Origin of the sequence: Francisella orientalis FNO12 (genome assembly GCF_001042525.2) — a bacterium.
Classification (GTDB): domain Bacteria; phylum Pseudomonadota; class Gammaproteobacteria; order Francisellales; family Francisellaceae; genus Francisella; species Francisella orientalis.
Window position 1 is genome coordinate 926,387 of sequence record NZ_CP011921.2, and the last position, 26,062, is coordinate 952,448.

Here is a 26,062-nt window from a genome sequence, read left to right on the forward strand (position 1 = left end):
AATATTAACATTTTTAGAATAAATATACTATCTAACAGACTATACTAATGGCTATTATTAGGAATAATAGTAAACATATCAGCATGTAAGTGTAGTTTTTTGCCTTTATAAAAAAGATAAATTCTAAAAGGATTCTTAGCACTGGTGTTATTATTATTAAAAAGATTCCAATATTAACAATATTTTTTGCAATATTATCACTTCCAAAAATAGCATCTATAGCACCTAAGCATATTATAAAAACAGCTAATGATAAGTTTAACTTTATAACATGATATATGACATTATCTTTGATCATATTAATCCTTTAATTATCATTTGTAATGCTGAAATAAATAAAACTATAAAAAATGTAAGTCTCAAAATTCTTGTTGAAATATGTGGCATAATTTTAGAGCCTATAGTAGCACTTAATAAAGTACCTAAAGCAACAGGAGCAGTTATCGAGCTATCTATATACCCTGCAAAATAATAAGTTGAAGTCGCTGCAAATGCCGTAATACCCATAATAAAATTACTAGTAGATGCACTTACCTTAAAGGGTATCTTCATAACCTTATCCATCGCTATTACTTTAAAAATACCAGCACCAATGCCAAGTAAGCCTCCAATAAATCCAGCACCAGACATAAATATAAAGCCAAGAACAGGGTGTTTGACACTATATTGCTGTTTTACTTTATCTACAGTAATTGAATCATTAAGTTGAAGTTTTTCAGCAATAACTGATACTTTGGTAGATTCTTGAATATTGTTATTTTGTTTCTTTTTAATAAAACTTAAAACTGCAACTACAAATAATATTCCACCAAATATTAGAAATAATGCTTGTGATTTTAGCAATAAAGCTAGTTTAGCTCCAAATATAGCTCCTATAGCAGTAGCTAATGCCAAGAATAATCCTAATTTTTCTTTAGTTAATCCGTGAGATTTTAATGAAACAAGAGATGTTGCTGTTGATGTACAGATTATTGCCACTAGAGATGCTCCAATAGCATAATGAAGAGGGGCATCTAATACAGTTGATAGTAAAGGAGTTATTACTAATGCTCCACCCAAACCTATAACAGCTCCAATGCTACCACCCAAAATGCCTACCACGAAGATTACTAACTCAAAGAAAAAGTACTTTTCCACTACGAGAATACTTAAAAATTAGGATTTTGATAATGAATTATAACCTTTTAATAAGTATTTTTTCAAAAGATTTGAGTTTTTAATTAATTCCTTTTAAAATAGATGCTGTTTTATGTAATTATTAAAAACTAATTTAACCGGAGATGAGGCCAATATGGCAAAAGAAGATTGTATAGAAATGGAAGGAGTTGTTTTAGAAGCTCTTCCAAACACAATGTTTAGAGTGGAACTTGAGAATGGGCATGTTGTAACAGCTCATATTTCAGGTAAGATGAGAAAAAATTATATTCGTATACTAACTGGCGATAAGGTAGTAGTTGAAATAACTCCTTATGACTTAACTAAAGGTCGTATCAAATTCCGCAGCAAATAAATTTCTTTATTTCATTTAGTTCCATTCATAAATATCTAAAACCTATATTTATTATCGGCTTTTTCTGAATAGTTATAGGATTATATTTTCTAACACGAGAAGAATTGGAGTTATAATAGTCATCGTTAAGCCAATAATTATAGCTAATGGAACTATTTTATTACTATAATTATTTCTAAGGATTGGTAAGCAGAAATCCATAGCAGTATTTGCGGCATACCCGACCATCTCTACAGAAAAATATCGTTTGAGTAATGGTACCATTGCGATCACTAATATTTCTCGTAAAAAATCAACCATAAATGTTACCACTCCATAATATTCACCAATGAAGTCAGTATTTAAGACTACTGATAAAGAATACTAGCCTAAGCCTGAGCTGATCATGATACTTCGCTTAACTGGTAATTAATCATATAGCTGATCAAAATAGCTGAAATTATCGATGTTGCAATAACTATAACAACCACAGACATAGCTAATTTATTTTTAAAGAGACTTATAAGTTATATATTTTCAAATCTTAATAAACCACCAATAATTAGCATAAGAAGTAATAACATCACAAATACAATGTCATTTATAAATGAAGTAATATTTATATTAATAATTTCGCCTAATATATAGCCTATTATTAGATATATTAAGTACTTACTTGCTTTAAGAATTGTAATAAATAGACTTTCTTTAGCTTCACTTATATTATTAGATTTAAAGTGAGCTTTTATATTAGGATCTTTTTTACAAAAAATAAAAATCCCCAATATATTAGTAACTGTAATAATTGTAATATATATCAAACTTATACCTATAACTTCTAGAACTATAGTATTTGTATTAGTAAATATACTAAAGTTATACCCAGTAAAAAAATTATAGAAATTACAATAAAGTCTAACGATAAGTTTATAAGTTTTATAACTTTTAATGATTGTGAGAAATTAAAAATGTAATAACCAATAATTAGGAATATAAAGAGAATTGATGATTCAAGCATTTAGATATTTTTAAGTTTAATCTTTCTATAAATCATGAATAATACTACAGGAAGGATTGATAATACAAAACATATTGATAACATTTGAATAAATTCAAAAGGATTTTCATATAAATTATCAGGTGGAATAAAACCAACTATTACACAAGAGATTGTTCCCACAATACCTAAAATACAAACAAAAGACATACCAAATTTACCACCAGGTATATTGAAATCCTTATTGTTACGAGTAGATTCTTTATTTGTAAGTTTTAGTTTGAGTGCCGCAAAGAACATCATTAAATACATCAAAGAGTAAATTTGAGTACTTAAAGCAGTAAGAAGCCAATAGTAAGCCTGAACTGATGGTACAAGCTCTAATAAAAGACATATTATAGTCATAATAATTGCTTGTAATATAAGAATTCCACTTGGCACATCATGCTTATTTGTTTTATCTAAAGCATCGGGTAAAAAATGATCATCGGCAGCCTGCAATAGACCTCGAGCAGGTGAAATCATCCAATTGATCATCGATCCTATAGATCCTATGAAGATCATTAGTCCTAGAATATAGTAGAAAAACATAGGTATACCTAGGCTTTCTAGATAAACTTTAAAAGTCTTAATTGTTCCATGCACAACATCTATTTCAGATTGAGGGAATATAATCACTACTGCTAGAGCACCTAATACCATCGTAAATACTATAAAAATTACTGAAATTAATAGCGCTAATGGAAATGTTTTTTTGGGGTTTGCTACATTTCTTATGTGAACTGTTGCTAATTCAAGCCCTAAGAAAGATGCAATTATGGCTGTCAGACCCATCCAAGATTCAGTAGATGTGAAACTAGGGATTAAATTACCTAATTCAAAATGAATATTTATAGTATAGCTATTCAGTAACCATATTAATGCGAAAATAACCATTAGTAGCATTGGCACAACCATACCAAAAAATGTACAGGCACTTGCAAAAATTGCAGAGACACGTAAACCTTTGAGGTTTAGAATAGTCAAGGACCAAAATACAACTGTAATAAAAATAATAGTGAATTTAATATTTTGAGCAAAATCTGGATTAAATAGATATGCAATAGTGCCTGCAATAAATGTTAATATACTTGGGAACCATATTAAAGTATTAATCCATTGAAACCAAATTGCTAGCATCGCTACATTAGGTCCAAAAGCTTTTTTAACCCAACCATATACACCTTCTTCACCTTTGGCTGTATATGTTGCAGTCATTTCTGCAGATACTAAAGCAACAGGAGCGAGAAACAACAAAACTGCAACAGCAAAAAAGAAAAATATATAGGTCCCGGATATCGCAGTAGAAGGAAGATTCCTTATATTATCAATTGCTCCGGTCATTAGTAATATAAGTAGAATTAAACCAATTTTTTCTTTTCCTGTTGAGTTTGATACCATGAGCTATACTTATCAGTAAATTTTATGATAGATTTATCATAACCTAATTTCTCATATTTTAACAATCCTTTATGCAATGTATAAAGGCATTACTTGAAAAAGCTTTTCGAGTGTTTGTAGAGCATTTTTGTTATCAACTTTGATGATTATTCTATCTCCATCATTTATAACCGAGTTGTCGGTGAAGAATTTGGGAGTATTGTCATCTTTCATAATAGCTAAAATTTGTAAGCCATTTGGTAATTTTAGATCAGCTATTTTTTTGCCGATTACTGTAGACATATTTTCTTGACCATGAACTTTTAGCTCTACAAACATTTCTTCACTATCTTCAACTTCATACATTTTAAGCATATCAACTTGGGTCAAAAATGCTTTGATTGTTGTATATGAAAAATTATGAGGTGAAATTGATATATCAATAAGCTTAAGGTCTCTAGTAATATCGTAATATTCAGAACTGTTTACAGTTGCCACTGTTTTTTGTGCACCAAGTTTTTTGGCTAAAATAGATGACATAATATTAATTTCATCTGAATTAGTCAACGCAAAAAAAATATCAGCTTCGTCAATGCCTTCAGCAACTAATAGGTTATTGTTTACTGGATTATAGTGTAGAATTGTAGACTTTGATAACTCATTTAAAGCAAATTCACACTTCTCAGCATTAGGATCAATCATTTTTATTATATAGCCTTTATTTTCCAATGATTTTGCCAGGGTGATACTTGCATAGTTAATCCCCGCAATAAAAATTTTTCTAATATTTGCTTTTTTAGGCTGAAAAATTGATAGGATTTGAGAAGAGTATGCTTTTTCTGACAAATACATAACTCTATCACCTGGTTCAACTAGAATATAGGTATCATTAATATCCAACTTATTTCCGCCTCTGTGAACTGAAATTATATCTACTTTTATATCTCCTAAGCCGAGATATATATCTTTAACAGACAAACCAATAAGTGATGAATCTTGTGAAACCCTAACTCCAACTAATTGCACACGTTTATCAAAAAATGTTGATATAAAATAAGCTCCAGATAAAAAAATCAATTGTTCTAATCTTTTTGTAGTTTCAAAAAAAGATTTGATAACCAAGTCTATATTATTAAGTAATTTTGGAAATCTATTATATTCTGTATCACGAATTCGCGCTATCTTATATGGTGTTTTATATAACTTATAAGCCATATCACATACTGCTATATTAGTAGTATCATTAGATGTTACGGCAATAATCATATCAGTATCTTTAAAATTAGCTTCCATCATTATATTAGGCTTTGTAACATCTCCAATGATTGTCTGAACATCAAAAGCAGATGAAATAAATCCTAATTTTTCTTCATCTAAGTCTATTATAGAAACTTGATGATCTAGACTTAATCTTTGGGTCAAATAAATTCCTAATTGTCCAGCACCTAAAATAGCTATTCTCATGATTAATTGTTATAATGACGTTATAGTATTAATTACCTACAAATACTAGTCTAAGGTTATAAAATAATCAAATTTTTAATTTACATTGAGCTTCATAAATATTATTATATCAGATATATGATACTAAATTAGTATAGATTAGAGTTAATTATGCTTAAAATAAGTAAATTACTCGACTATGGTTTACTTGTGGTTGTAACAATTGCTGAAAATAACTTAAATCCCTATAGTGCAGCAAGAATTGCTGAAACTACTGGGCTAAATATTCCTACAGTTAGAAAACTGTTAAATCAGCTTTCAATATCAAATATTATAGTATCTAAACGCGGTATAGAGGGTGGCTACACATTAGTTGATGATCCACAAAACATTACTGTTCTAGATGTCGTTAAAGCTGTAGAGAAAGATGTGAATCTTACAGAATGTTGTGATTTACATAAAAAATGTAGCTTGGGAAGCTGTATGGTAAGTAGTTATTGGAGAGTTTTAAATAGTCAATTGCTAGATCTACTTTCAAAAACATCAATCTATGATATTGTCAACAATAAGGGCAGAAGTTAAAGTATGAGCGAAAATTTAGATAAAATCATTGAGCAAGATTATGAACATGGTTTTGTAACTGAAATAGAAGCTGAGACTATCGATGCGGGTCTTAATGAAGATGTAATCTGCTTGATATCTGCAAGAAAAAAAGAGCCTGAATTTCTATTGGAATGGCGTTTAAAAGCATATAAAAAATGGTTGGAGATGAAGTCACCTGAGTGGGCTGATTTAAGTTATCCTGCTATTAATTTTCAAGCAATAAGCTATTATTCTTCGCCAAAATCATTAAAAGATCATCCTAAAAGTTTAGATGAAGTTGATCTTGAGATTATAGAGACATATAACAAGCTTGGTATTCCTCTGCATGAGCAAGAAATGTTAGCTGGAGTTAAAAATATAGCTGTTGATGCAGTATTTGACTCAGTTTCAGTTGTAACAACGTTTAAAGAAAAACTAGCTGAAGCTGGAGTTATTTTCTGTCCTATATCAGAATCCGTACAGAAGTACCCAGAACTAGTTCAAAAGTATTTAGGCTCTGTAGTTCCACAGGGTGACAACTTTTATGCAGCACTTAACTCAGCTGTATTCAGTGATGGTTCATTTGTATATATTCCTAAAGGTGTTACTTGTCCAATGGAATTATCAACGTATTTTAGAATAAATGCGATGAATACTGGACAATTTGAAAGAACATTGATTGTCGCAGATGAAGGAAGTTATGTTAGTTATTTAGAAGGATGTACAGCACCAATGCGTGATGAAAATCAGCTTCATGCAGCTGTGGTTGAGCTGGTTGCCTTAGATGGAGCTGAGATTAAGTACTCTACAGTGCAAAACTGGTATCCAGGAGATAAAGAAGGTAAGGGCGGTATATACAACTTTGTTACTAAAAGAGGCGTTTGTCACAAAAATGCAAAAATCTCTTGGACACAAGTTGAGACAGGATCTGCAATTACATGGAAATACCCTTCAGTAGTATTACGTGGAGATAACTCAATTGGTGAATTCTACTCTGTAGCTTTGACTCGTCATGCTCAACAAGCTGATACTGGCACAAAAATGATTCATCTTGGTAAAAATACTAAGAGTACGATTATTTCAAAAGGTATTTCTGCAGGTAAAGCTTCTCAAGCCTATAGAGGACTTGTGAGAATATCACCTAATGCTTCTAATGCTAGAAACTTCTCACAATGTGACTCTTTATTAATAGGACATAATTGTGGTGCACATACATACCCGTATATAGAAAATAAGAGTAATTCATCTCAAATCGAACATGAAGCTACAACTTCAAAGATCTCAGATGATCAGCTTTTCTATTGTAAGCAAAGAGGTCTTTCGGAAGAGGATGCAATTGCTATGATTGTTAATGGTTTTTGTAAAGAAGTATTTAAAAAGTTACCACTTGAGTTTGCAGTTGAAGCTCAAAAACTAATGGAAGTTAGTTTAGAAGGTGCTGTTGGTTAAACTTTAGAATTATATAAATTAAAAGGTTAATAAAATGTTATTAGAAATTAAAGATTTACATGTAAGTGTTGGCGAACAAAAGAAACATATTCTAAAAGGCTTAAATCTAAAAGTTAACAAAGGTGAAGTCCATGCAATTATGGGACCTAATGGTGCTGGTAAAAGTACTTTAAGTAATGTTCTAGCTGGTAAAGATGGTTATGAGATTACTCAAGGATCGATAACATTTAACGGTATAGATTTAGATGATCTATCTATATCCGAAAGAGCCGCAGTAGGTATCTTTTTAAGCTTACAGTATCCTATTGAGATTCCTGGTGTTAGTAATGTTCAATTTTTAAAGACAGCTGTAAATAGCATTAGAAAGCAAAATGGCGAAGAAGAAATCAATGCTATAGATTTTATGAAAAAGCTAAAAGCAAACATGCAAGTCTTAAAGATAGATCAAAAATATATGTCGCGTGGAGTTAATGAAGGCTTCTCAGGTGGAGAGAAAAAACGTAATGAAATGCTTCAGTTAATGATGCTTGAGCCAAAGCTTGCTATATTAGATGAGACTGATTCTGGATTAGATATTGATGCTCTTCAGGTAGTATCTCAAGGCGCAAATACTATGAGATCTCCAGAGAGAAGCTTCTTAGTTATTACACACTACCAAAGACTTTTAGATCATATACAACCTGATTTTGTCCATGTTTTAGCTGATGGTAAAATTGTCAAAACAGGTGGTAAAGAGCTAGCTCTTGAGCTAGAAGAAAAAGGTTATTCTTGGTTAAATAGTTAAAGGTTGATTAAAAATGTTAATAGATAATAAATCGCTACCAACTACTAAACAAGAAAGCTGGAAATATACAAACTTAGCTACTATTTATTGTAAAAGTGGTATATCTGAAATGCTTAAAGATTCTCCTAAATTTAAGGATTATTTAGAAGGCTTTAAATTTGATACTGAAGAAAATGTTGTAATAATACTAGATGGTGTTTTGGCTATTGACTATAACAAAAAATTGAGCCATATTAGCGCTCTAGAGCTGCATAGAGATGATAGAACTATGTCTAGATTAGCTATCGAAAATTCTAAGCACTTTGCAATAAATATACCTAAAGATGCTAAAGACTCTCTTAGCCTTATATTTATAAATACATATATGGCTAAAAATAAGCTAACTAATATCTCATTGAAGTTAGATGTCGATATGTTTACAAATCTAGATTTGGATATTGACTTTGTAAGTCTTACTAAAAATTCTGCTATCAATTTGTTTTTGGATGTGAATGTCGCAGAATCTGCTAAGGTAAACTTTACAAATAATGCAGATAACCCAAATAATACCCAGTTAATTACTACTGCTAATTATTTGATCAATTTAGATCGTGCTGCGGAGTTTAATGGATTTAGCTTGCTAAATAAGGATGGACTACTTAGAAATGATTTCGTAGTAAATCTAAATAAGCCACATTCAAGATTTGATATTAGAGGATTATATTTAGTAGCTGATAATGCTATTGCTAATGCATGTTTTTTAGTTAATCATAATGCATCTCATACATATAGTAATGTAAATTTCCGTGGTGTAGCTAACGGCAGCTCTAAAGCATGGTTTAATGCAAAAGCAGTAGTTAACAAAGGTATAGAGCAAATACAAGCCTTTCAGAATAATAAAAATATTCAGTTAAGCAATAAGGCTGAAATTAATACAAAACCAGAATTGGAGATCTTCTCTGATGATGTAGTGTGTACTCATGGTGCAACAATAGGAGAGCTTGATAAAGATGTTCTTTTCTATCTACAGTCAAGAGGACTGACTTTAGAGAGTGCTCAGCATCTACTTTTAGAAAGCTTTGTAAAATCTCAGCTAACATCTGATAATTTCCCATTTGAAAATGAAATGAAAGAGCAAATCTTAGAATCATTAGACGATATTCTTCATGATATAATATAACTCTTAGCAATAATTGCTAGGTTTGAGCCTGCTTAATATCTCAATATCTGCTAGACTTGATTTATATAAGTATTTCTTAAAAGATGTGTATATGAAAAAGTTAGTTCCATTTTGTTTAGTTTGATTTATTGGTTCTGTATCTCTTGCTGTAGCAGCATCAGATGATTGTGTAGAATATAATACTATTAAATATACGACTCAGGCTGAAACCACCATAAAAAGTGATAGTATCCTTGTTGAAATAACTGGTTATGCAACAACCACATTAGATAAGCAAAATAGTATAGAAAATCAAATTACAGACAGTATTAACAATATTGTAAAATCTGACTGGAAAGTCAAAAATATTGAACAAAACACTAGCAATAGTGACGCTATAAATATTACTATACAGCTTCAATCTAGAATATCTCAAGGTGATTTAAATAAATTACAACAAGCAATTGAAAATCAAGACAGATCTTCTAGAAAGAGATTAGCTATAAAAGTATTAGATTACAATCCTCCCGCTAAAGAGGTAGAAGCTACAAAGCAGTAGCTTATGATACAACTTTTTAAAGATACAAAAGATTACCTTGCTAATTTTAATAAACAAAATAATAGCAACTATACTTATTCAGTCATTACAATATATTGATGTAGATGGCTATAAACCTAGAAATACGGTTATGCTAATGAAGTCGGAAGCTTATAATGAAACTGATACAAGTAACTATAATCCAGTAACTGTATCTCAAGATATTAATATAAGAGCAAATGTAACATTTATGGAGAAATAAATATGGCATTAAGTAAAGTAATAAAAACAGATGAAGCTAATTTTGATAAGCTAATAAATAGTTCTGCAAAACCTATATTGGTAGATTTCTATGCTGACTGGTGCGGTCCTTGTAAGACGTTATCACCAATACTTGATCAGCTATCAAAAGATTATACGGGAGCTGTTATTGTCAAAGTTAATGTTGACGATAATCAAAGTTTAGCTGCTAAATTTAGTATAAGAAGCATACCAACTATGATAATTTTCAAAGCAGGTAAACCTGTAGAAACGCTGACTGGTGTTCATACAGGTAGCCAATTAGAGCAAAAGCTAAAGGCTTATGAATAATAATACTTCTAATTTATATCTTTGTGAATGGTATTTTACAACTAAATTTGAAGTCCCTATATCACCTATAAAGTATCCTAACCAATTTGCAATTATCACAGTATACAATCTATTAAATCAACTTCTCAAAGATCAAGAGAATATAGCCAGAAATCAAATATTAAAGAATCAATTAGAAAAGTCATATGATTGGGTTTATGAAATTAATGGTTTTGATAAATCATCTAAGCACAAAGAGAATGGTTTTATATTTGATGCTAAGTCGCTTGGTCGCTTGATGAAGCTTGTGATTTAGGTGAAGAGTTCTCGCAGGATGCGATCTATTATGTAATTAATGATACTTTGTATGTTTCAAAATGTGAAAAATCAAAAAGATATCTTACAAAAGTAGGGGTCTTTCAAAGCAGGATTTACCGATTTTTATAAAATAGCTTATAACATAATGAGAATAAAATAATTAAACTGATTCCTGAATAAATAACCATGCGTTGATCAGGATCCCAAAACATTCCTAATATTACACAAAAATTAAACAATATGCTCAAATACGGGATTAATGGAAAAGCCCATGCTTTAAATTTAAGATTTTTAATTTGTTCTGAAGAAAGTGATTTTCTAAAGTAGATATGACACAGACTAATAATTATCCATATCATACAGCCAATCATACCAGATGAAGACACTACTAATATAAAGAGCTTTTCAGCACCGGCAAACTTTGTAATTAAGCAAAGACAAGAAAGTATAGCTACAAATATAACGCCATATATAGGAACTTGTTTTTTGCTAACTTTTGCAAATACTTTAGGAGCTTGATTATCTGAAGCCATAGACCACATTAATCTTGCACAAGTATAAAAACACGAATTGACGGCAGATAAACTTGCTGTCAAAATTACTAGTTGCATAATCGTATCAATATATTTGACATTCACAAGCTGCAGTACTGTAATAAAAGGAGTGTTTGCAACACCAGAATCTTTATAAGGAATAATATAAGCTATTATAAAAGAAGAAAATACGAAAAATAGAAGTATACGAATAGCGACACTTTTTACTGCTTTACGAATATTTTTTTCAGGATCTTTTGTTTCTCCAGCTGCAATACCAACTAATTCAGCACCCTGAAAAGTACATACAATAATTACTAATCCAAATAAAAATGCTTTAAAGCCATTCGGAAATAGGCCATCTGAGTAGAAATTAACTAGGCCAGATATAGGCTTATTAGAGTGTAAAACTCCAGTAATAATACCTATACCAATTATTATAAATACCATAATAGTGATAATTTTTATTGCAGAAAGCCAAAATTCAATCTCTGCAAAGACTCTAACAGCACATAAATTAAGTAAGCTAAGGATAACAATAATTGCTAAACAGAATTGCGAAACACTGATCTCTGGATAAAAATTGTGACAAATAATACCCGCAGCAACTAAACCTCCAGCCGCAGCTGTTAACCAGTTAAGTAAATATAACCAACCAGTTAAAAATCCTGAATATGGAGATATAAAATTTGTAGCATAAGTTTGAAAAGAACCACTTATTGGCATTGCTATAGCCATTTCTGCTAGACTTATCATTACTAGCATCATAATTATCCCACCAATTAGAAATCCTAGTACAGTACCAAATGCACCAACTGAGTTTAAAATACTACCTATACCAAGAAAAAAACTTGCTGAGATAGTACCTCCTAGAGATATCATAACTATATGGCGTGATAATATATCTCTTTTAAAATTATTTTTGTCGTTCATATTAAAATTTCAGAAATATTTCAACTATATGAATTATTCCATAATCTAAGTCTTTAACAAAATATTTAAATATCAAAATAACAAGAAATATTAATTTACATTTAGTCCAAAATGATAAACTCTATATCTCCAGAAACAACGATTCTTATTATACAAGTATGTGCAGTAGCTTTAATAATTACATCTTTGATTGTTTCAGTTTTATTTATTTTATCGCAATAAAAATTAGCAAAAGCTTTAATTACTGTAAATAGTGCTGAGCAAATACATTTAGCATGGTTATGGACTTCAACTAATACCAATATGGTCATATATAGCGTTAGTGGTAACAGCTGTAAAGTTAGATGAGAGAACTAAATTATATAATCAAACTCACGAAAAAAAAATTAAAATTTAAAGCTTCACTTGTATATTGGTATATGAGATTGACTTTATTAAATGTAGTTCCTGTAGTCAATATAATAGCAGGCATAGCAACAATTGTTATATTTATCATAATTTGGGCAAATATAACTAAATCAACTAAGATTATTACTGTGGGATAATAAAATATGTAAATTCGCATAATATATATTATGTTAAATTAAATATTTATCTTATAGATCATCAACATATTCTAACCTTTTTGTAAAATGCTTAATTATTTGCTGATACTAACTATTGTATGAGTAATCCTTCTGTAACATTGCTATTACTTCTAAACTTGCAGGAAGAAACTTATAGTTATTAAGCTCAGAGATATTTATACATCTTAATTGCTGGTTTTCCTTAGCATAAGGTTTACCTTCGTAATCCTTAATTATAAAAAACTCTAAATTAACTTCATCATTATCTTTGTTTATATGTTTTTTACGAAAATAAAAACTTTCTGATTTAGCTATAATGCTAACTTCTTCATAAACCTCTCTTCTTATACATTGTTCAAAAGTTTCATTTTTTTCTACTTTACCCCCCGGAAATTCCCAGTGGTCACTATAGCTTTGAAACTTTTGTCTTAGACTTATATAGACTTTAGCATTCTGTTCATCTAAAATTATTGCCACTGCAGCATTTATTTTTGCCATTTTTTACAAAAAATTTTTATACTTAAGATAATATAATATGTTCCAAAATCATAAAAGTGAAATTTTATTAGCAACTCCACTAATCAAAGATGATGCTATATTTACTAAATCTGTAATCTATCTATGTCAAAATGATCGCCATGACGCTATGGGTTTGATTATCAACAAACCTTTAAGTGATACATTAAGAGATGTTTTTGAAGAATTAGAAATTCCTCATAATAACACTTTTAATGAGATTTTAGATTACCCTCTTTATATGGGTGGTCCTATTAGCCCCCATAAAATCATGATTTTACATACTACAAATGGTAGAAATTATAGCTCTACAATCAAACTAGATGAAGGTCTTGCTATAACTGCTTCTATGGATATTCTAGAAGACTTAGCAAATAATATTTTACCTGAATATTTTCTACCAGTAGTTGGCTATAGTTGCTGGACTGCTGACCAACTTACAGACGAAATAAAGTCTAATGACTGGATTGTAACAAATAAATTAAGCAAAAAGATACTATTCAATCACGAGAACAAAGTAAAATGGCAAAATCATATTGAACATGCAGGATATACGCTACAAAGTTTAGATAGTTTATTCAAAAATATAGGAAATTGTTAATGTTTCAATCTTTAATAGCAATAGATTATGGTAAAGCTAGAATTGGTTTAGCCAGTGGCCAAATGATTACTAAAACAGCAACTCCTATTGGTACTGTAGAAGCTTATGATGGTGTACCTAACTGGATCGAGCTTGATAAGATTGTTAAGCGTTGGAATCCTTCTGATATAGTCATTGGATTGCCATTAGATACTCAAGATTTTGAGACAGATATTACAAAAGCCGCTAAGGATTTTGCTAAAGTAGTTAAAGAACGCTATAAAAGAAATGTTCATCTCATTAATGAAGCATATTCAACTCGTGAAGCAAGATGGCGTCTAGAAGAAGTAAAAAGTAAAAAAGTATCACATATCAAGGTAGATGCTTTAGCAGCTTGTGTGATTTTAGAAACTTGGATGGCGGAAAATTAATTACTACCTTCTGTTTTATTATTTTTATACTTATATTAAGAGCTTATCTTATTAATAGAAAAGCCAAATAAATTAATTATCTGCATAAATATCTATAGCCTAGATATTTTACTCATTTTCAAATAAAATTAAGCAATTATATTTTCAATAAATTATTAACTGGAATTAATATCTAAATGAGCGAATATAACTTTACTCAGATCGAGCAACAAGCTCAAAAATATTGGCGTGAAAATAATTCTTTTAAAGCTGTAGAAGATAAGAATAAAGAAAAATTTTATTGCTTATCAATGCTACCATATCCAAGTGGTACCCTTCATATGGGGCATGTGCGTAATTATACGATTGGAGATGTAATTGCAAGATACCAAAAGATGCAAGGTAAAAACGTTCTTCATCCTATGGGTTGGGATGCATTTGGATTACCTGCTGAAAATGCTGCAATAAAACATAAAAAGTCTCCTTATAAATGGACAAAAAGTAATATCGCGTATATGAAATCTCAGTTGGATTCTCTTGGATTTAGTTTTGACTGGTCTAGAGAGGTCGTAACTTGCGATGAAAATTATTATGAGTGGGAACAATGGTTCTTTATCCAGCTATATAAAAAAGGCTTGGCATATCGCAAAAATTCAGTAGTTAATTGGGATCCTATTGATCAAACAGTACTTGCAAATGAGCAAGTTGTAGATGGTAGAGGCTGGAGATCAGGAGCTTTAATTGAGAAGAAAGAGATTCCTCAATGGTTTTTAAAGATTACTGATTATGCAGATGAGCTTCTAAAAGATATTAATCAATTAGATGGTTGGCCAGAAGCTGTTAAAACTATGCAGACTAACTGGATTGGTAAATCAAAAGGCTTAACAATTAAGTTTAAAATTGAAAACTCTGATCAAGAAATTGAAGTATTTACAACTTGTCCAGATACTCTTATGGGAGTTAGTTATTTAGGTATAGCACCTAAGCACCCTCTTGCTCTTGAAGAAGCAAAAACAAACTCTCAATTAAAATCATTCATTGAAGAATGTAAAAAAATCTCTACTATGGAAGCTGATTTGGCAACTCAAGAAAAAAAAGGCTTTAAAACTTCTATAAAAGTGACTCATCCTATCTCAGGTGAATCTATAGATGTATGGGTTGCAAACTTTGTACTTATGGGATACGGTTCTGGAGCTGTAATGTCAGTTCCAGCACATGACCAGAGAGATTGGGAATTTGCACAGAAATATAATATTGCTTTAAAACAAGTTATTAAGCCTAGTGATAATAAGTCAAAATTAGACTTGGATAAAGAAGCATTTACTGAAAAAGGTATTTTGATTAATTCAGGTGAATTTGATGGATTAAATTTTAAAACAGCTTATCAAGCTATTAAAAAATATCTTTTTGACAATGATAAAGGTTATGAAACTACAAACTTTAGGATTCATGACTGGGGTATTTCACGTCAAAGATATTGGGGCTGCCCTATTCCTATGATTCACTGTAATGATTGTGGATTAGTACCAGAAAAAGAAGAAAATTTACCAGTTAAATTACCAACTAATGTAACTCTTACAGAAGCAGGCTCTCCACTTAAAGAGATGTCAGAGTTTTTGAATGTGGCATGTCCACATTGTGGTAAACCAGCGACTAGAGAAACAGATACATTTGATACATTTTTTGAATCATCTTGGTATTATGCAAGATATACATGCCCAACAGCTGATAAGATGCTAAGTGAAGAAGCTAACTATTGGCTACCAGTTGATAAGTATATTGGTGGTATTGAGCATGCTATTATGCATCTTTTATATGCAAGATTTTTCCATAAATTAATGAGAGATCAAGGACTAGTTTCATCTGACGAACCATTTAAAAACTTACTTACTCAAGGTATGGTGTTAAAAGATGGTGCTAAAATGTCTAAATCTAAAGGAAATACTGTTGATCCTCAAGAGCTTATTGATAAATATGGTGCTGATACAGTTAGATTATTTAGTATGTTTGCAGCACCTCCTGAGCAATCACTTGAATGGTCAGAAACTGGTGTTGATGGAGCTAATAAGTTCCTACGTAAAGTATATAATTATGCTTATACAAACAAAGAAATCTTAGCTAAAAATATAACTATAGATCTAACTAAATTATCAAAAAATGATAAGAAAGCTCGTTATGAGATCTATGCTAATTTTAAACAAGCTATTTTTGATTTTGATAAAAGTCAATTTAATACGGTTGTTTCAGCATGTATGAAAATCTTAAATACGCTTAATAATTATGATAATTTATCAGATAGTGTTAAGTCAGAAGGCTTTAGTATCTTATTAAGAATATTATCACCCTTCACACCACATATTTGTCATTATTTATGGCAAAAAATTGGCTTAGGTGAAGATATTTTGCATACACAATTTCCTACTGTTGATAACAAAGCTCTTGAGAAGGATGATTTTTTATTAGTTGTACAAATTAACGGCAAAGTTAAAGCAAAACTTGAATTAGATGGCTCATTAACAAAAGAACAAGTTGAACAAGAGGTATTAGATGATGAGCATATTAAAACTTTCATCGAAGATAAGCAAATAATAAAAGTTATATATGTGCCTCAGAAATTAATCAATATTGTAGTCAAATAGGTATACACAATGATAAAAAACTATGCCAGAACTTTATTTTTATTAATAACAGCAGCATTTTTATCTGGTTGTGGTTTTCACTTACGTGGAGATCTTGCGGATGGTAATGCTGGAAATTTTAGTAGCTTAGTTGATACTAAGTTTTATATCTACAATGCAGGTGGTGCACCACCTAGTTTAATTAATGAGTTAAGACGTAGACTTATTGGCTATCAGGCAACTGTATTAAGAAATAAAAGTGAAGAAAAAGATGCCGACTATATAATAAATATTCAAGGAGCTACGAAAAATACTCAAATGACTGGTATTGTAGGTGGTGCATCAAATAATACATTCCTTGCTATTTATACGATAACATATAATGTTGTTAAGCCTAAGGTTAAAACTCCTGTAGTTCCTGATAGTACCGTTAATGCTCAGATGTTCTGGCAATCAAACGCAAGTACTCAATTAGCACAGAATAATGAATTAGAAAGGATTTGGAGTTATCTACAATCTGACTTATTAACAAGAATAGTTCTTCAAATAGCAGAATTATTACCAAGTAAAGAAACTAAATAGAAACTAAAGGAATTAATATAATGGATTTGTTAAAAACGTACTATATGGAATTAATTAATAATTCAACATCAGTAGCTATATTGATTTTTATAGTATTTTTGTTAGCCATTTTATTATTTTCTTGGATAATAAATAAGATAATTAGTAAATATATATCATCATTAGCAGAAAGAGTTTTTTTTAAAGCAAATTCATCATTGAGTAAGTCACTTATAAAAAACAAAATTTTTGATAAGTTAGCACATATAGCCCCTGCTGTTTTTATATATATTGTAATTGGATTTTTAAGTAGTACTACTTACCCATGGATTGAACAATTAGTTTCTTTTATCCAGCTAATAGCTGAGGTATATATTACAATATCAATAATTTCTTTTTTCATATCCTTGATTGATGCTATTTTTAGCTATTTTCAATCCTTGCATGAATTTAAATATTATTCTTTAAAAAGCTATGCTCAAGTAGTAAAGATTTTATTATATCTAGTGGGTACAATATTAGTAATATCACTGTTACTAAATAAATCACCTATTGCTTTCTTAACAGGATTAGGTGCACTATCAGCCGTATTAATGTTAGTGTTTAAAGATACAATTTTGGGTTTTGCTACTAATATACAAGTAGCAGCTTTGGATATGGTTAGAGTCGGTGATTGGATAAGTATACAATCATTAGGAGTTGAAGGAACTGTCCAAGAAATATCTATTAATACTGTAAAAATTAGAGGATTTGATAAGACAATTTACAATATCCCTACTTACTCATTAATCACAAATAGTGTCAAAAATTGGCGTGGAATGTTTGAAATGGGTGGTAGACAGATCAAAAGATCTTTTAATATTGATGTTGATAGTATCAAGTTTTGTGATGCAGAAACTCTTGATAATTTAAGAAAACTAAATTACATGGATGATATTATAAACTCTTGTAATAAGGATGAATTAATTAATACAACATTGTTTAGAAAATACTTAGAACACTATCTGAAAGATCATCCAAAAATTCATATAGAGCCTGGTTGGTTGTTTATTGTAAGAGAATTACAACCTACAGAGAAAGGTTTACCAATCCAGCTATATATGTATACAACTGATACAGTATGGGCTAACTATGAAGCTATACAAGCAGGAATCTTTGATTATATTTATGCAAGTATGCACTTATTTGGTTTAAGGGCATTCCAGGATATTAGAGGTAGAATAGATAATCTAAAAACTAACACTTAGGTAATGTAACACCTACCTGACCTTGATATTTGCCACCCTTATCTGCATAAGAAGTTTCACACTCTTCATCTGATTGGAAAAATAGCATCTGAGCCACACCCTCATTAGCATATATTTTAGCTGGCAATGGCGTAGTATTTGAGAATTCTAGTGTTACATAGCCTTTCCATTCTGGTTCAAGAGGAGTTACATTAACAATAATTCCACATCTAGCATAGGTAGATTTACCTAAGCAGACTACTAGAATATCTCTTGGGATTTTGAATTTCTCAACTGTACGAGCTAATGCAAATGAATTAGGAGGAATAATACAAACATCTCCTTTAAAATCGACAAAATTTTTATCATTAAAATTTTTAGGATCAACTATCGAAGAGTTTATATTTGTAAATATTTTAAATTCATCAGCACAACGTACATCATATCCATAACTGGATGTTCCATAAGAAACAATTTTTTGATTATTTGAAACTTTAATTTGTCCTGCCTCAAAAGGTTCTATCATATTATGCTCTTGAGACATTTTTTTGATCCATTTATCTGATTTTATAGTCATTACTATTATTTCTCTCTTAATTTTCTAATTTAACACCAATAGAATCTAAACTACTCGCTTTAGGTAGTTTTTCAATTTCATTTATAATATTTTTAGCAATAGTCATATAGCTAGTATTGATAGCATCATCTTTATCTAAACTGACATATGGTTTTCCATTGTCAGCATTTTCACGGATAGATTTATGTAGCGGTAAATTTCCCAAAAATTCAATGTTATTTTTACCGCATAACAGATGAGCACCATCTTCACCAAAGATATGATCATTATTACCACATTTTGGACAAACATAGTAACTCATATTCTCTACGACACCAAGGGTTTTTATATCAACTTTTTGGAACATTGCTAATGCTCTTCTTGCATCAATAAGTGATAAGTCTTGTGGTGTCGTAACGATTATAGCTCCTGTTACTGGCATATTTTTAGAGATAGTGAGTTGGATATCTCCTGTTCCAGGTGGCAAATCTAAAAATAGATAATCAATATCTCCCCAGTCAGTATCATTCAAAAGTTGCATCAAAGCCCTAGATACTATGGGGCCTCGCCAAATGACTGCTGATTCGGGATCTATTAGATTTCCTATAGAAATCATTTTGACTCCATATTTCTCTAATGGAATGATTTTTTTCTTATCTGTTGTATTGGGATTTTGTTTTAAATCAAATAATGTTGGCTGACTTGGGCCATAGATATCAGCATCTAATATACCAACACTAGCACCCATCTTTGCGAAACTAACTGCAAGATTAGCTGTAACTGTCGATTTACCAACACCACCCTTACCAGATGCAACCAAGATTATATTTTTAATATTAGCCAAAAGTTTCTGTCCTTTTGGGACTTTCCTTTTAGCGACATTTTCAATCTTCATGATTTTAAATTACTAGCATTTTCGCTATTATAACTACAATTTGACTCTAATTATACTTAATTAAATATGCTTAAAAAAGATGATTTTAAAACGATTTTGCTAACGAGTATTGGTGGAATGTTAGAATTTTATGACTTTGTCATATTTGGTATGTTTGCAATTGTCTTAGGCAAGACATTTTTCCCACCTGAGGGATCTCCTGCATTACAAGCACTTTCTGCATTTACAGTTTTTGCAGTAGATTATTTTGCTAGGCCATTTGGAGGAATATTATTTGGACATATTGGTGATAGATATGGACGTAAAAAATCATTTATTCTTACTATACTATTTATGGGTCTAGTATCTTTTTTGATAGCATTACTGCCTTCATATCAGAATGCAGGTATATTGGCTACATTACTATTTGTAATATTACGAATTATCCAAGGAGCAGCAATTGGTGGTGAAATTCCAAGAGCTGTAGTTTTTGTGAAGGAATCTTTAGTTAAAAATGGCGGTCTTGCTTGTGGAATTATTTTTTGCTTTATTAACTTTGGTATTTTCTTTGCGTAGATTACAAAGATTATAACAACCCATTTTCTCACTGATAATTATGCTTAGCGCGTAGCTTTTATGTTTGGTGGCCTTGCTGCTATTATTAGTTATTTGTTTAGAAAAGAGATACATGAAACCAACACTTTTTTAAATAAGGAAAATCATCACAAAGTTCCATTAATTGATTTATTCAAAACAGAAAAGCTCGCAATCGTAAGAGCAACAGCTGCAGTCTCAATATTTGCTATGGTAGTTAGTTTTTTCTCATTATATTTACCAACTTACTTTCAGCTAAATCATATAGAAAATGGAGCTAGTTTAATACTTATTAATCTTTTTGTTTTTTCAGTAGTTTCTATACCTGCAGGATATCTCGCTGATAAATTTACACCTTTACGTATACTTTTGATTGGTGCTTTAGGCTTAATGATATTTGGAAGCTTTTTCTACTATAGTGTTATAACTAATTCAAAATATCTTTTAGAAATAATGCTTATTAACAATATCTTTATGGGACTTGTTGTTGGAGTAGATTTGGTCAACATAACATTGCTATATAGATTGCTATCATTGTGATAAAATATTTCTTTTATTTAGTTTTACCATGGAAAGCTTCCTAAATAGTTTGGTATATATTTTAGAAGCAAATACAAATTTGTTTATATGCCAAGCTTTTACCATTTTTGTAGTCTTAAAACTTATTGTTGATAAGAAATCTCCGTCAAATATATTAGCATGGCTATTAGCTATACTCTTTATTCCTTACGTTGCTATTCCATTCTTTTTTATTTTCCAGCGTAAGGATAAGCGTAAATTTTAGTAAAAAAATGCAATGAGTATGGATGATACCAAATCATTTGATAAATCATGTATATATCAAAATAGTTGTCAGGACTTACCTGTTAATATTATTAGAACATTTTCAAATCTTGAGTTATCTACTTTAACTATGAGAAATTCATTTGATATTTACTGATGGAACAAAGTCATTTGAAGTATTTATAGAGGCTATAAAATCAGCCAAACATAGTATTTATATTCAAACATATATTATCAAAAATGATACTACATCAAAGCTTGTAATAAGCGCATTAGAACAAAAAGCAGCTGAGGGTTTAGATATTAAAATATTAATAGATTCATTAGAATCATTTTATGTTTATCGTCATAACAAAAGAATATTTAAGAATCTAAGAAAACTGGGTGCTAAAATAGTATTTTTTATGCCTATAATATCTAATCCTTTGCGTAATTATATAAATTATCGCAATCATCGTAAAATATTCATTTTTGATAATAACACCGTTTTTAGTGGTGGAATAAATATAGGTGATGAATATAAGTCACTGACTAAGCATAATGGAATGTGGAGTGATTTATTGTTCAAAATTGAAGGAGAATCTGTAGTCCACTTTCTAAAGGTTTTTTGTTCAGATTGGCACTTTGCAACATCAGAAGAACTAAACTTCAAAATTGAGAATCAAATCACAACCGAGTGTTTCGTTCAAGTAATACCTTCTGGTCCAGATATGCATAAAAATCAACTTTATGCTGGATTAATTACTGCCATAAACTCTACTCAACATCGGTTATGGATTATAACACCATACCTAATCCCATCACTTGATTTACTACATAGCAAAATGTCGTGGGATAGATGTAAAAGTAATCACACCCAAAAATTCTGACCATAAAATAATTAATCGAGCTAGATTAAGCTATATTAGAGATCTACTCGAATGCGACATAGACGTATATTTTACTGAAAACATGCTACATGCAAAGGCTGTACTTGTTGACTCTAACATAGCTATTTTAGGCTCAGTAAATTTAGATAATCGTAGCTTATTTTTGAACTATGAAGTAGTAACTTTTATATATTCATCTAAACAAGTTAAGAAATTATATGAATGGGTAGAAACTGTAATAGAAGGCTCAACACAAGATGCATCTCACCAACCAACTAAACGTACAAGTTTAATCGTTGAAAGTATAATGAAAATATTGACACCATTAATGTAAGCTACCTAGAAAATCAGTGCTGTGTTACAATCTAGCTTAATAATTTTTATCTCTATATAAATAAATGGAAAATTTCTTACTACATTTACTATATATCCTTGAAGCAAATATAATCTTATTTGTTTGTCAGGCATTTACAATATTGATTGTTCTAAAATTAATAGTTGATAAGAAGTCTGCTTCGAACATACTAGCGTGGTTACTCGCTATACTTTTTATTCCTTATATAGCTATACCTTTTTTCTTTATATTTCAACGTAAGGATAAGCGTAGCTTTTGGCAAAAAGAAAATATGGATATTAGCGAATCAAAGCTACAATCATTTTATATTGATACAAGTCATAGCTGTAAAAATTTGCCGATTGAAACAATCAATGTTTTCACAAATATGGATCTACAGACTTTAACAAGTAGGAACTCTTTTGAGATGTATACTAACGGAGTTAAGTCATTCGAAGCCTTTATGCAAGCGATTGAAGCTGCTAAGAAAAATATCTACATACAAACTTATGTTTTAAAAAATGACACAACATCTAAGCTTGTAATTAGAGCCTTAGAAAAAAAAGCTGCCGAAGGTGTCGAAGTTAAAATGATGATAGATTCTTTAGGATCATTCTATGTATATCGTCACAATAGAAAAATCTTTAAAAACTTACATAAATTAGGTGCTCAAGTTGTATTTTTTATGCCGGTAATATCAAATCCATTACGTAACTATATTAACTATAGAAATCATCGTAAAATATATATTTTTGATAATCGAACTGTATTTAGTGGTGGGATGAATATTGGTGATGAATATATGTCGCCAATTGAACATGAAGGAATGTGGGATGATATTTTATTTAAAATCCAAGGAGATTCATTAGCATATTTTCTTAAAGTTTTTTGCTCAGACTGGCACTTTGCTACAAGTGAAGAGCTTGAATTTAAAATTGAAAATACTATTTCTCAGGAAGGTTTTGTTCAAGTAATACCTTCAGGACCAGACTTACAAGAAGATCAACTATATTCTGGGCTTACTACTGCTATTAATTCAGCCAAAGAAAAACTCTGGATAATAACTCCATATCTAATACCATCAGCTGAACTATATCACTCAATTATATTGGCAAAAAAGAAAGGCATAGATGTTAAAATTATTACACCTAAAAAATCTAATCATCAATTAGCTGATCGTGCTAGGGCTAGCTATATAAGAGATTTTCTTGCAAATGACATTGATGTTCATTTTACAAGGAATATGATCCATGCAAAAGCCGTGTTAATAGATGATAATATCGCCATGCTTGGTTCTGTTAATCTAGATAACCGTAGTTTATTTTTGAATTATGAAATTGCTACTTTTCTATATAGCCACAACGATGTCAAAAAAATATATCAGTGGGCTGACAAAATATTAGCTGACTCTACTCAAAGCACACAGCATATGACCACAAGCAAAGGCAGTCTGATCGCAGAAAGTATACTTAAAATACTTACTCCTTTAATGTAACCGTCAATCATAACACTTATTTACTATCTTTTAAATAGACTTTTGTTGATATTTTTTTATTTGATAAAAGCTGGTTAATCTCTTGAATTTGTAAACTATTATGTCCTTGTTTTTGATTTATTTTAGTTAATACTAAGGAGATATACTATTATGCAAAAACTTAAAGCTACATCGAAAACATTATTAATACTAGGATTAGGCACAACAATATTGGCATCATGCTCAAATGAGGATGATAAAAGCAATGTTGATCCACTAGAACTTTATAACAAAGTTACACAACTCGAAGCTGCTTTTGATGAACAATATGGTGATACTTTCAAATTACCAGAAAATGCTAAACAATGTACTACAAATATTACCAAAAACTCAGATGTATTTAAGTATATGGATAGCAGAACAGGTTATGATTATACAGATAATTCTCAATATGCCCAAACAGCAAAAAAATTAGTAGATAGTCTAGATAATCTAATATACAAATTTAAAAATATTGGTTTTATTAAAGCTATAGAGAAAAGTGGTAAACACCCTGCTATTATGTTCGACATTGATAACACTCTTGAGTTAACTTCTTTTAATGATGATTATCATAGCAAAGGTACTAAACCAACTCCATATATTACTGACTTTGTCAAAAAACAATGTTTTAAAGATGGAATTGATTGCTATTTTATAACTGCTAGGTATTGTAATACTGCCTCAGCAACTACTACTGCGAAATGGCTAAAAGATAATCTCAATCTTACAGATAATCAGATTGATAAGTATGTATTTTTATCAGGTTCGATTGAAAATAGCCTTTGTGCATCAAGTGCAAATGATAAAGTCGCTTATAAAGATTCATTTAGACAAGCCCTATCAGAGCAAAGAAATGTATATTGGCTTATGTCTATTGGTGATCAAATGACAGATTGGTACGGCTCTCATAGTGGTTTAAAAGTCAAATTCCCAAATCAGATATTCCAGAGTAATATAGTACCTAATAACTATGATAATCCTAGCAACTGTATGTTGATGACTGTTACCGCACCTACGCAAAGTTGCTATGATAAAATTAAATCAGGAATATTAGAGCATGGTACAATAAATTATTGTGAGAATTTCAAAGATAATAAATATTATAGTGGTAATTAGAGTCTAAATTATTGTCAATTTCTAAGTCCAAATAGCGACTACTGCCATGATTGCAAAACCAATAATTACAAAACTATACTGTTTAGTATTACAACAGTCTTTCACGAGTACGGATCTATCTAAACCATGTAAAGTTCCCATATTATATATAAAGTACCTGCTGCTATAGCAGTAAATGTGGGCTCAATAAATGGGGTTGTGACATAATTATGCGCAGCTTGTCCAAAGACTATTCCTAGTGGAGTCATTATTACAAATATTGTAAAAAGCATAAATCTCGTTATAAAGTTCATATTTGTTTTATTTATATTTATAGCTAATGCAAAACTTGCTGCCCATTTATGTGCAATAATTGCCAAGAATATCACAAGTGCTACACTTAACTCTTCAGATAGACCTAAAGCTGCGCCTTCAAAGAAACTATGAATCGATAACATTATTGTTGCCATTATAGCCATAAAAGATAAGTTGCCTTTATTATTCTTTGATAATGCACCACCAATATGTTCTAACAACAAGAAAAGTAAAATAGTTATCCCAGCTATCAAAAATGGAAATGGATAGTCTATATTTAGCTCTGCGAAATCTCCAGCTGAATCACTTAACATATGAATTAAACTAGCACCTAAAAACACTCCACTTGCTAAAGCTTCACCAATAGGAAAATGAAATCCATTTGGATTATTTGCTTTCTTTACAAAAGAAAATAATCCAGAGATTGCCGTTACAAATAAAATTACAAGTAAAATT

At 30.3% G+C, this 26,062-nt stretch carries 25 protein-coding genes and 4 pseudogenes; 17 read left to right on the forward strand and 12 right to left on the reverse strand.

All coding sequences use genetic code 11. The features are described from left to right. Positions 1-31: 31 nt before the first annotated feature. Together FNO12_RS04740 and FNO12_RS04745 are read right to left on the reverse strand one after the other, a co-directional pair. Entirely contained in the window at positions 32-298 is a 267-nt protein-coding gene (locus tag FNO12_RS04740) for a DUF1634 domain-containing protein (protein ID WP_014715445.1), read from the reverse strand. Then, on the reverse strand, positions 295-1,137 hold the full coding sequence (locus FNO12_RS04745; protein WP_030005605.1) for a sulfite exporter TauE/SafE family protein: 843 nt from the start codon (positions 1,135-1,137) through the stop codon (positions 295-297). The genes FNO12_RS04740 and FNO12_RS04745 overlap by 4 nt, the downstream gene beginning before the upstream one ends. Positions 1,138-1,291: 154 nt before the next feature. Here FNO12_RS04745 and infA point away from each other — a divergent pair, with 154 nt between their 5' ends. Continuing rightward, the gene (gene infA / locus FNO12_RS04750; RefSeq protein WP_004287780.1) at positions 1,292-1,510 is read left to right on the forward strand and encodes a translation initiation factor IF-1; all 219 of its coding nucleotides are present in this window, start codon (positions 1,292-1,294) and stop codon (positions 1,508-1,510) included. Between the two features lie 72 nt (positions 1,511-1,582). Here infA and FNO12_RS10515 read toward each other — a convergent pair whose 3' ends face one another. The 4 genes from FNO12_RS10515 to trkA all read right to left on the reverse strand — a co-directional run bounded on the left by FNO12_RS10515 (position 1,583) and on the right by trkA (position 5,369). Then, positions 1,583-1,822, reverse strand: coding sequence for a LysO family transporter (locus FNO12_RS10515; RefSeq protein ID WP_302846512.1), 240 nt, complete (start codon positions 1,820-1,822; stop codon positions 1,583-1,585). A gap of 194 nt (positions 1,823-2,016) precedes the next feature. Then, complete coding sequence (locus FNO12_RS10520) at positions 2,017-2,310, reverse strand: hypothetical protein (protein ID WP_231138794.1); 294 nt, start codon at positions 2,308-2,310, stop codon at positions 2,017-2,019. 197 nt (positions 2,311-2,507) lie between these two features. After that, entirely contained in the window at positions 2,508-3,926 is a 1,419-nt protein-coding gene (locus FNO12_RS04760) for an APC family permease (RefSeq protein WP_014715447.1), read from the reverse strand. A 69-nt stretch (positions 3,927-3,995) separates the two neighbouring features. Then, a complete protein-coding gene (gene trkA / locus FNO12_RS04765; protein WP_014715448.1) occupies positions 3,996-5,369 on the reverse strand; it encodes a Trk system potassium transporter TrkA in 1,374 nt (457 codons plus the stop codon). Positions 5,370-5,519: 150 nt separating this feature from the next. On the opposite strand from trkA, the gene FNO12_RS04770 reads away from it, so the two are divergent. The 7 genes and pseudogenes from FNO12_RS04770 to FNO12_RS04800 all read left to right on the forward strand — a co-directional run bounded on the left by FNO12_RS04770 (position 5,520) and on the right by FNO12_RS04800 (position 10,725). Next, the gene (locus FNO12_RS04770) at positions 5,520-5,930 is read left to right on the forward strand and encodes an SUF system Fe-S cluster assembly regulator (protein ID WP_014715449.1); all 411 of its coding nucleotides are present in this window, start codon (positions 5,520-5,522) and stop codon (positions 5,928-5,930) included. 3 nt (positions 5,931-5,933) lie between these two features. After that, positions 5,934-7,379 (forward strand): Fe-S cluster assembly protein SufB, encoded by a 1,446-nt coding sequence (sufB, locus tag FNO12_RS04775; protein ID WP_014715450.1) that lies wholly within the window; start codon positions 5,934-5,936, stop codon positions 7,377-7,379. Between the two features lie 34 nt (positions 7,380-7,413). Then, complete coding sequence (gene sufC, locus FNO12_RS04780) at positions 7,414-8,163, forward strand: Fe-S cluster assembly ATPase SufC (RefSeq protein WP_014715451.1); 750 nt, start codon at positions 7,414-7,416, stop codon at positions 8,161-8,163. Positions 8,164-8,176: 13 nt separating this feature from the next. Further along, positions 8,177-9,322, forward strand: coding sequence for a Fe-S cluster assembly protein SufD (gene sufD / locus FNO12_RS04785; protein WP_014715452.1), 1,146 nt, complete (start codon positions 8,177-8,179; stop codon positions 9,320-9,322). 127 nt (positions 9,323-9,449) lie between these two features. Next, positions 9,450-10,101 (forward strand): annotated as a pseudogene (locus FNO12_RS11525) (hypothetical protein). Between the two features lie 2 nt (positions 10,102-10,103). Beyond that, positions 10,104-10,430, forward strand: a complete 327-nt coding sequence (trxA, locus tag FNO12_RS04795; RefSeq protein ID WP_014715454.1) for a thioredoxin — start codon at positions 10,104-10,106, stop codon at positions 10,428-10,430. Further along, positions 10,423-10,725: a hypothetical protein gene (locus FNO12_RS04800; protein WP_014715455.1), complete on the forward strand. Its 303-nt coding sequence runs from the start codon at positions 10,423-10,425 to the stop codon at positions 10,723-10,725. The genes trxA and FNO12_RS04800 overlap by 8 nt, the downstream gene beginning before the upstream one ends. A gap of 115 nt (positions 10,726-10,840) precedes the next feature. Here FNO12_RS04800 and FNO12_RS04805 read toward each other — a convergent pair whose 3' ends face one another. The 3 genes from FNO12_RS04805 to FNO12_RS04815 all read right to left on the reverse strand — a co-directional run bounded on the left by FNO12_RS04805 (position 10,841) and on the right by FNO12_RS04815 (position 13,257). After that, complete coding sequence (locus FNO12_RS04805; RefSeq protein WP_014715456.1) at positions 10,841-12,193, reverse strand: amino acid permease; 1,353 nt, start codon at positions 12,191-12,193, stop codon at positions 10,841-10,843. A 101-nt stretch (positions 12,194-12,294) separates the two neighbouring features. Further along, positions 12,295-12,504, reverse strand: coding sequence for a hypothetical protein (locus FNO12_RS09645; protein ID WP_014715457.1), 210 nt, complete (start codon positions 12,502-12,504; stop codon positions 12,295-12,297). A 342-nt stretch (positions 12,505-12,846) separates the two neighbouring features. Then, on the reverse strand, positions 12,847-13,257 hold the full coding sequence (locus FNO12_RS04815; RefSeq protein WP_014715458.1) for a (deoxy)nucleoside triphosphate pyrophosphohydrolase: 411 nt from the start codon (positions 13,255-13,257) through the stop codon (positions 12,847-12,849). Between the two features lie 37 nt (positions 13,258-13,294). On the opposite strand from FNO12_RS04815, the gene FNO12_RS04820 reads away from it, so the two are divergent. The 5 genes from FNO12_RS04820 (at position 13,295) to FNO12_RS04840 (ending at position 18,691) form a co-directional block, all read left to right on the forward strand. Then, a complete protein-coding gene (locus FNO12_RS04820; protein ID WP_014715459.1) occupies positions 13,295-13,876 on the forward strand; it encodes a YqgE/AlgH family protein in 582 nt (193 codons plus the stop codon). Beyond that, on the forward strand, positions 13,876-14,286 hold the full coding sequence (ruvX, locus tag FNO12_RS04825) for a Holliday junction resolvase RuvX (protein ID WP_014715460.1): 411 nt from the start codon (positions 13,876-13,878) through the stop codon (positions 14,284-14,286). Before FNO12_RS04820 ends, ruvX begins: the two co-directional genes overlap by 1 nt. Before the next feature lie 176 nt (positions 14,287-14,462). Continuing rightward, positions 14,463-16,904: a leucine--tRNA ligase gene (gene leuS / locus FNO12_RS04830; RefSeq protein WP_014715461.1), complete on the forward strand. Its 2,442-nt coding sequence runs from the start codon at positions 14,463-14,465 to the stop codon at positions 16,902-16,904. Positions 16,905-16,913: 9 nt separating this feature from the next. Beyond that, complete coding sequence (locus FNO12_RS04835; protein ID WP_014715462.1) at positions 16,914-17,465, forward strand: LPS-assembly lipoprotein LptE; 552 nt, start codon at positions 16,914-16,916, stop codon at positions 17,463-17,465. 20 nt (positions 17,466-17,485) lie between these two features. Continuing rightward, positions 17,486-18,691 carry a mechanosensitive ion channel family protein gene (locus tag FNO12_RS04840; RefSeq protein WP_014715463.1) on the forward strand — a complete coding sequence of 402 codons (1,206 nt, stop codon included), beginning with the start codon at positions 17,486-17,488 and terminating at the stop codon, positions 18,689-18,691. Here the strand turns inward: FNO12_RS04840 and dcd are convergent. After that, positions 18,681-19,247 (reverse strand): dCTP deaminase, encoded by a 567-nt coding sequence (gene dcd / locus FNO12_RS04845; protein ID WP_014715464.1) that lies wholly within the window; start codon positions 19,245-19,247, stop codon positions 18,681-18,683. The genes FNO12_RS04840 and dcd overlap by 11 nt on opposite strands. Before the next feature lie 16 nt (positions 19,248-19,263). Beyond that, positions 19,264-20,124, reverse strand: coding sequence for an Mrp/NBP35 family ATP-binding protein (locus FNO12_RS04850; protein WP_174805283.1), 861 nt, complete (start codon positions 20,122-20,124; stop codon positions 19,264-19,266). Between the two features lie 63 nt (positions 20,125-20,187). Here FNO12_RS04850 and FNO12_RS04855 point away from each other — a divergent pair. The 4 genes and pseudogenes from FNO12_RS04855 to FNO12_RS04870 form a co-directional block, all read left to right on the forward strand. After that, positions 20,188-21,189: pseudogene (locus FNO12_RS04855) on the forward strand (MFS transporter); the annotation flags it as partial. Between the two features lie 73 nt (positions 21,190-21,262). Further along, positions 21,263-22,680: pseudogene (gene cls, locus FNO12_RS04860) on the forward strand (cardiolipin synthase). 64 nt (positions 22,681-22,744) lie between these two features. Next, a complete protein-coding gene (gene cls, locus FNO12_RS04865) occupies positions 22,745-24,175 on the forward strand; it encodes a cardiolipin synthase (protein WP_014715466.1) in 1,431 nt (476 codons plus the stop codon). Positions 24,176-24,325: 150 nt separating this feature from the next. Then, complete coding sequence (locus tag FNO12_RS04870; protein WP_014715467.1) at positions 24,326-25,312, forward strand: HAD family hydrolase; 987 nt, start codon at positions 24,326-24,328, stop codon at positions 25,310-25,312. Positions 25,313-25,333: 21 nt separating this feature from the next. Here the strand turns inward: FNO12_RS04870 and FNO12_RS04875 are convergent. Continuing rightward, positions 25,334-26,061 (reverse strand): annotated as a pseudogene (locus FNO12_RS04875) (ZIP family metal transporter). Position 26,062: the final 1 nt, after the last annotated feature.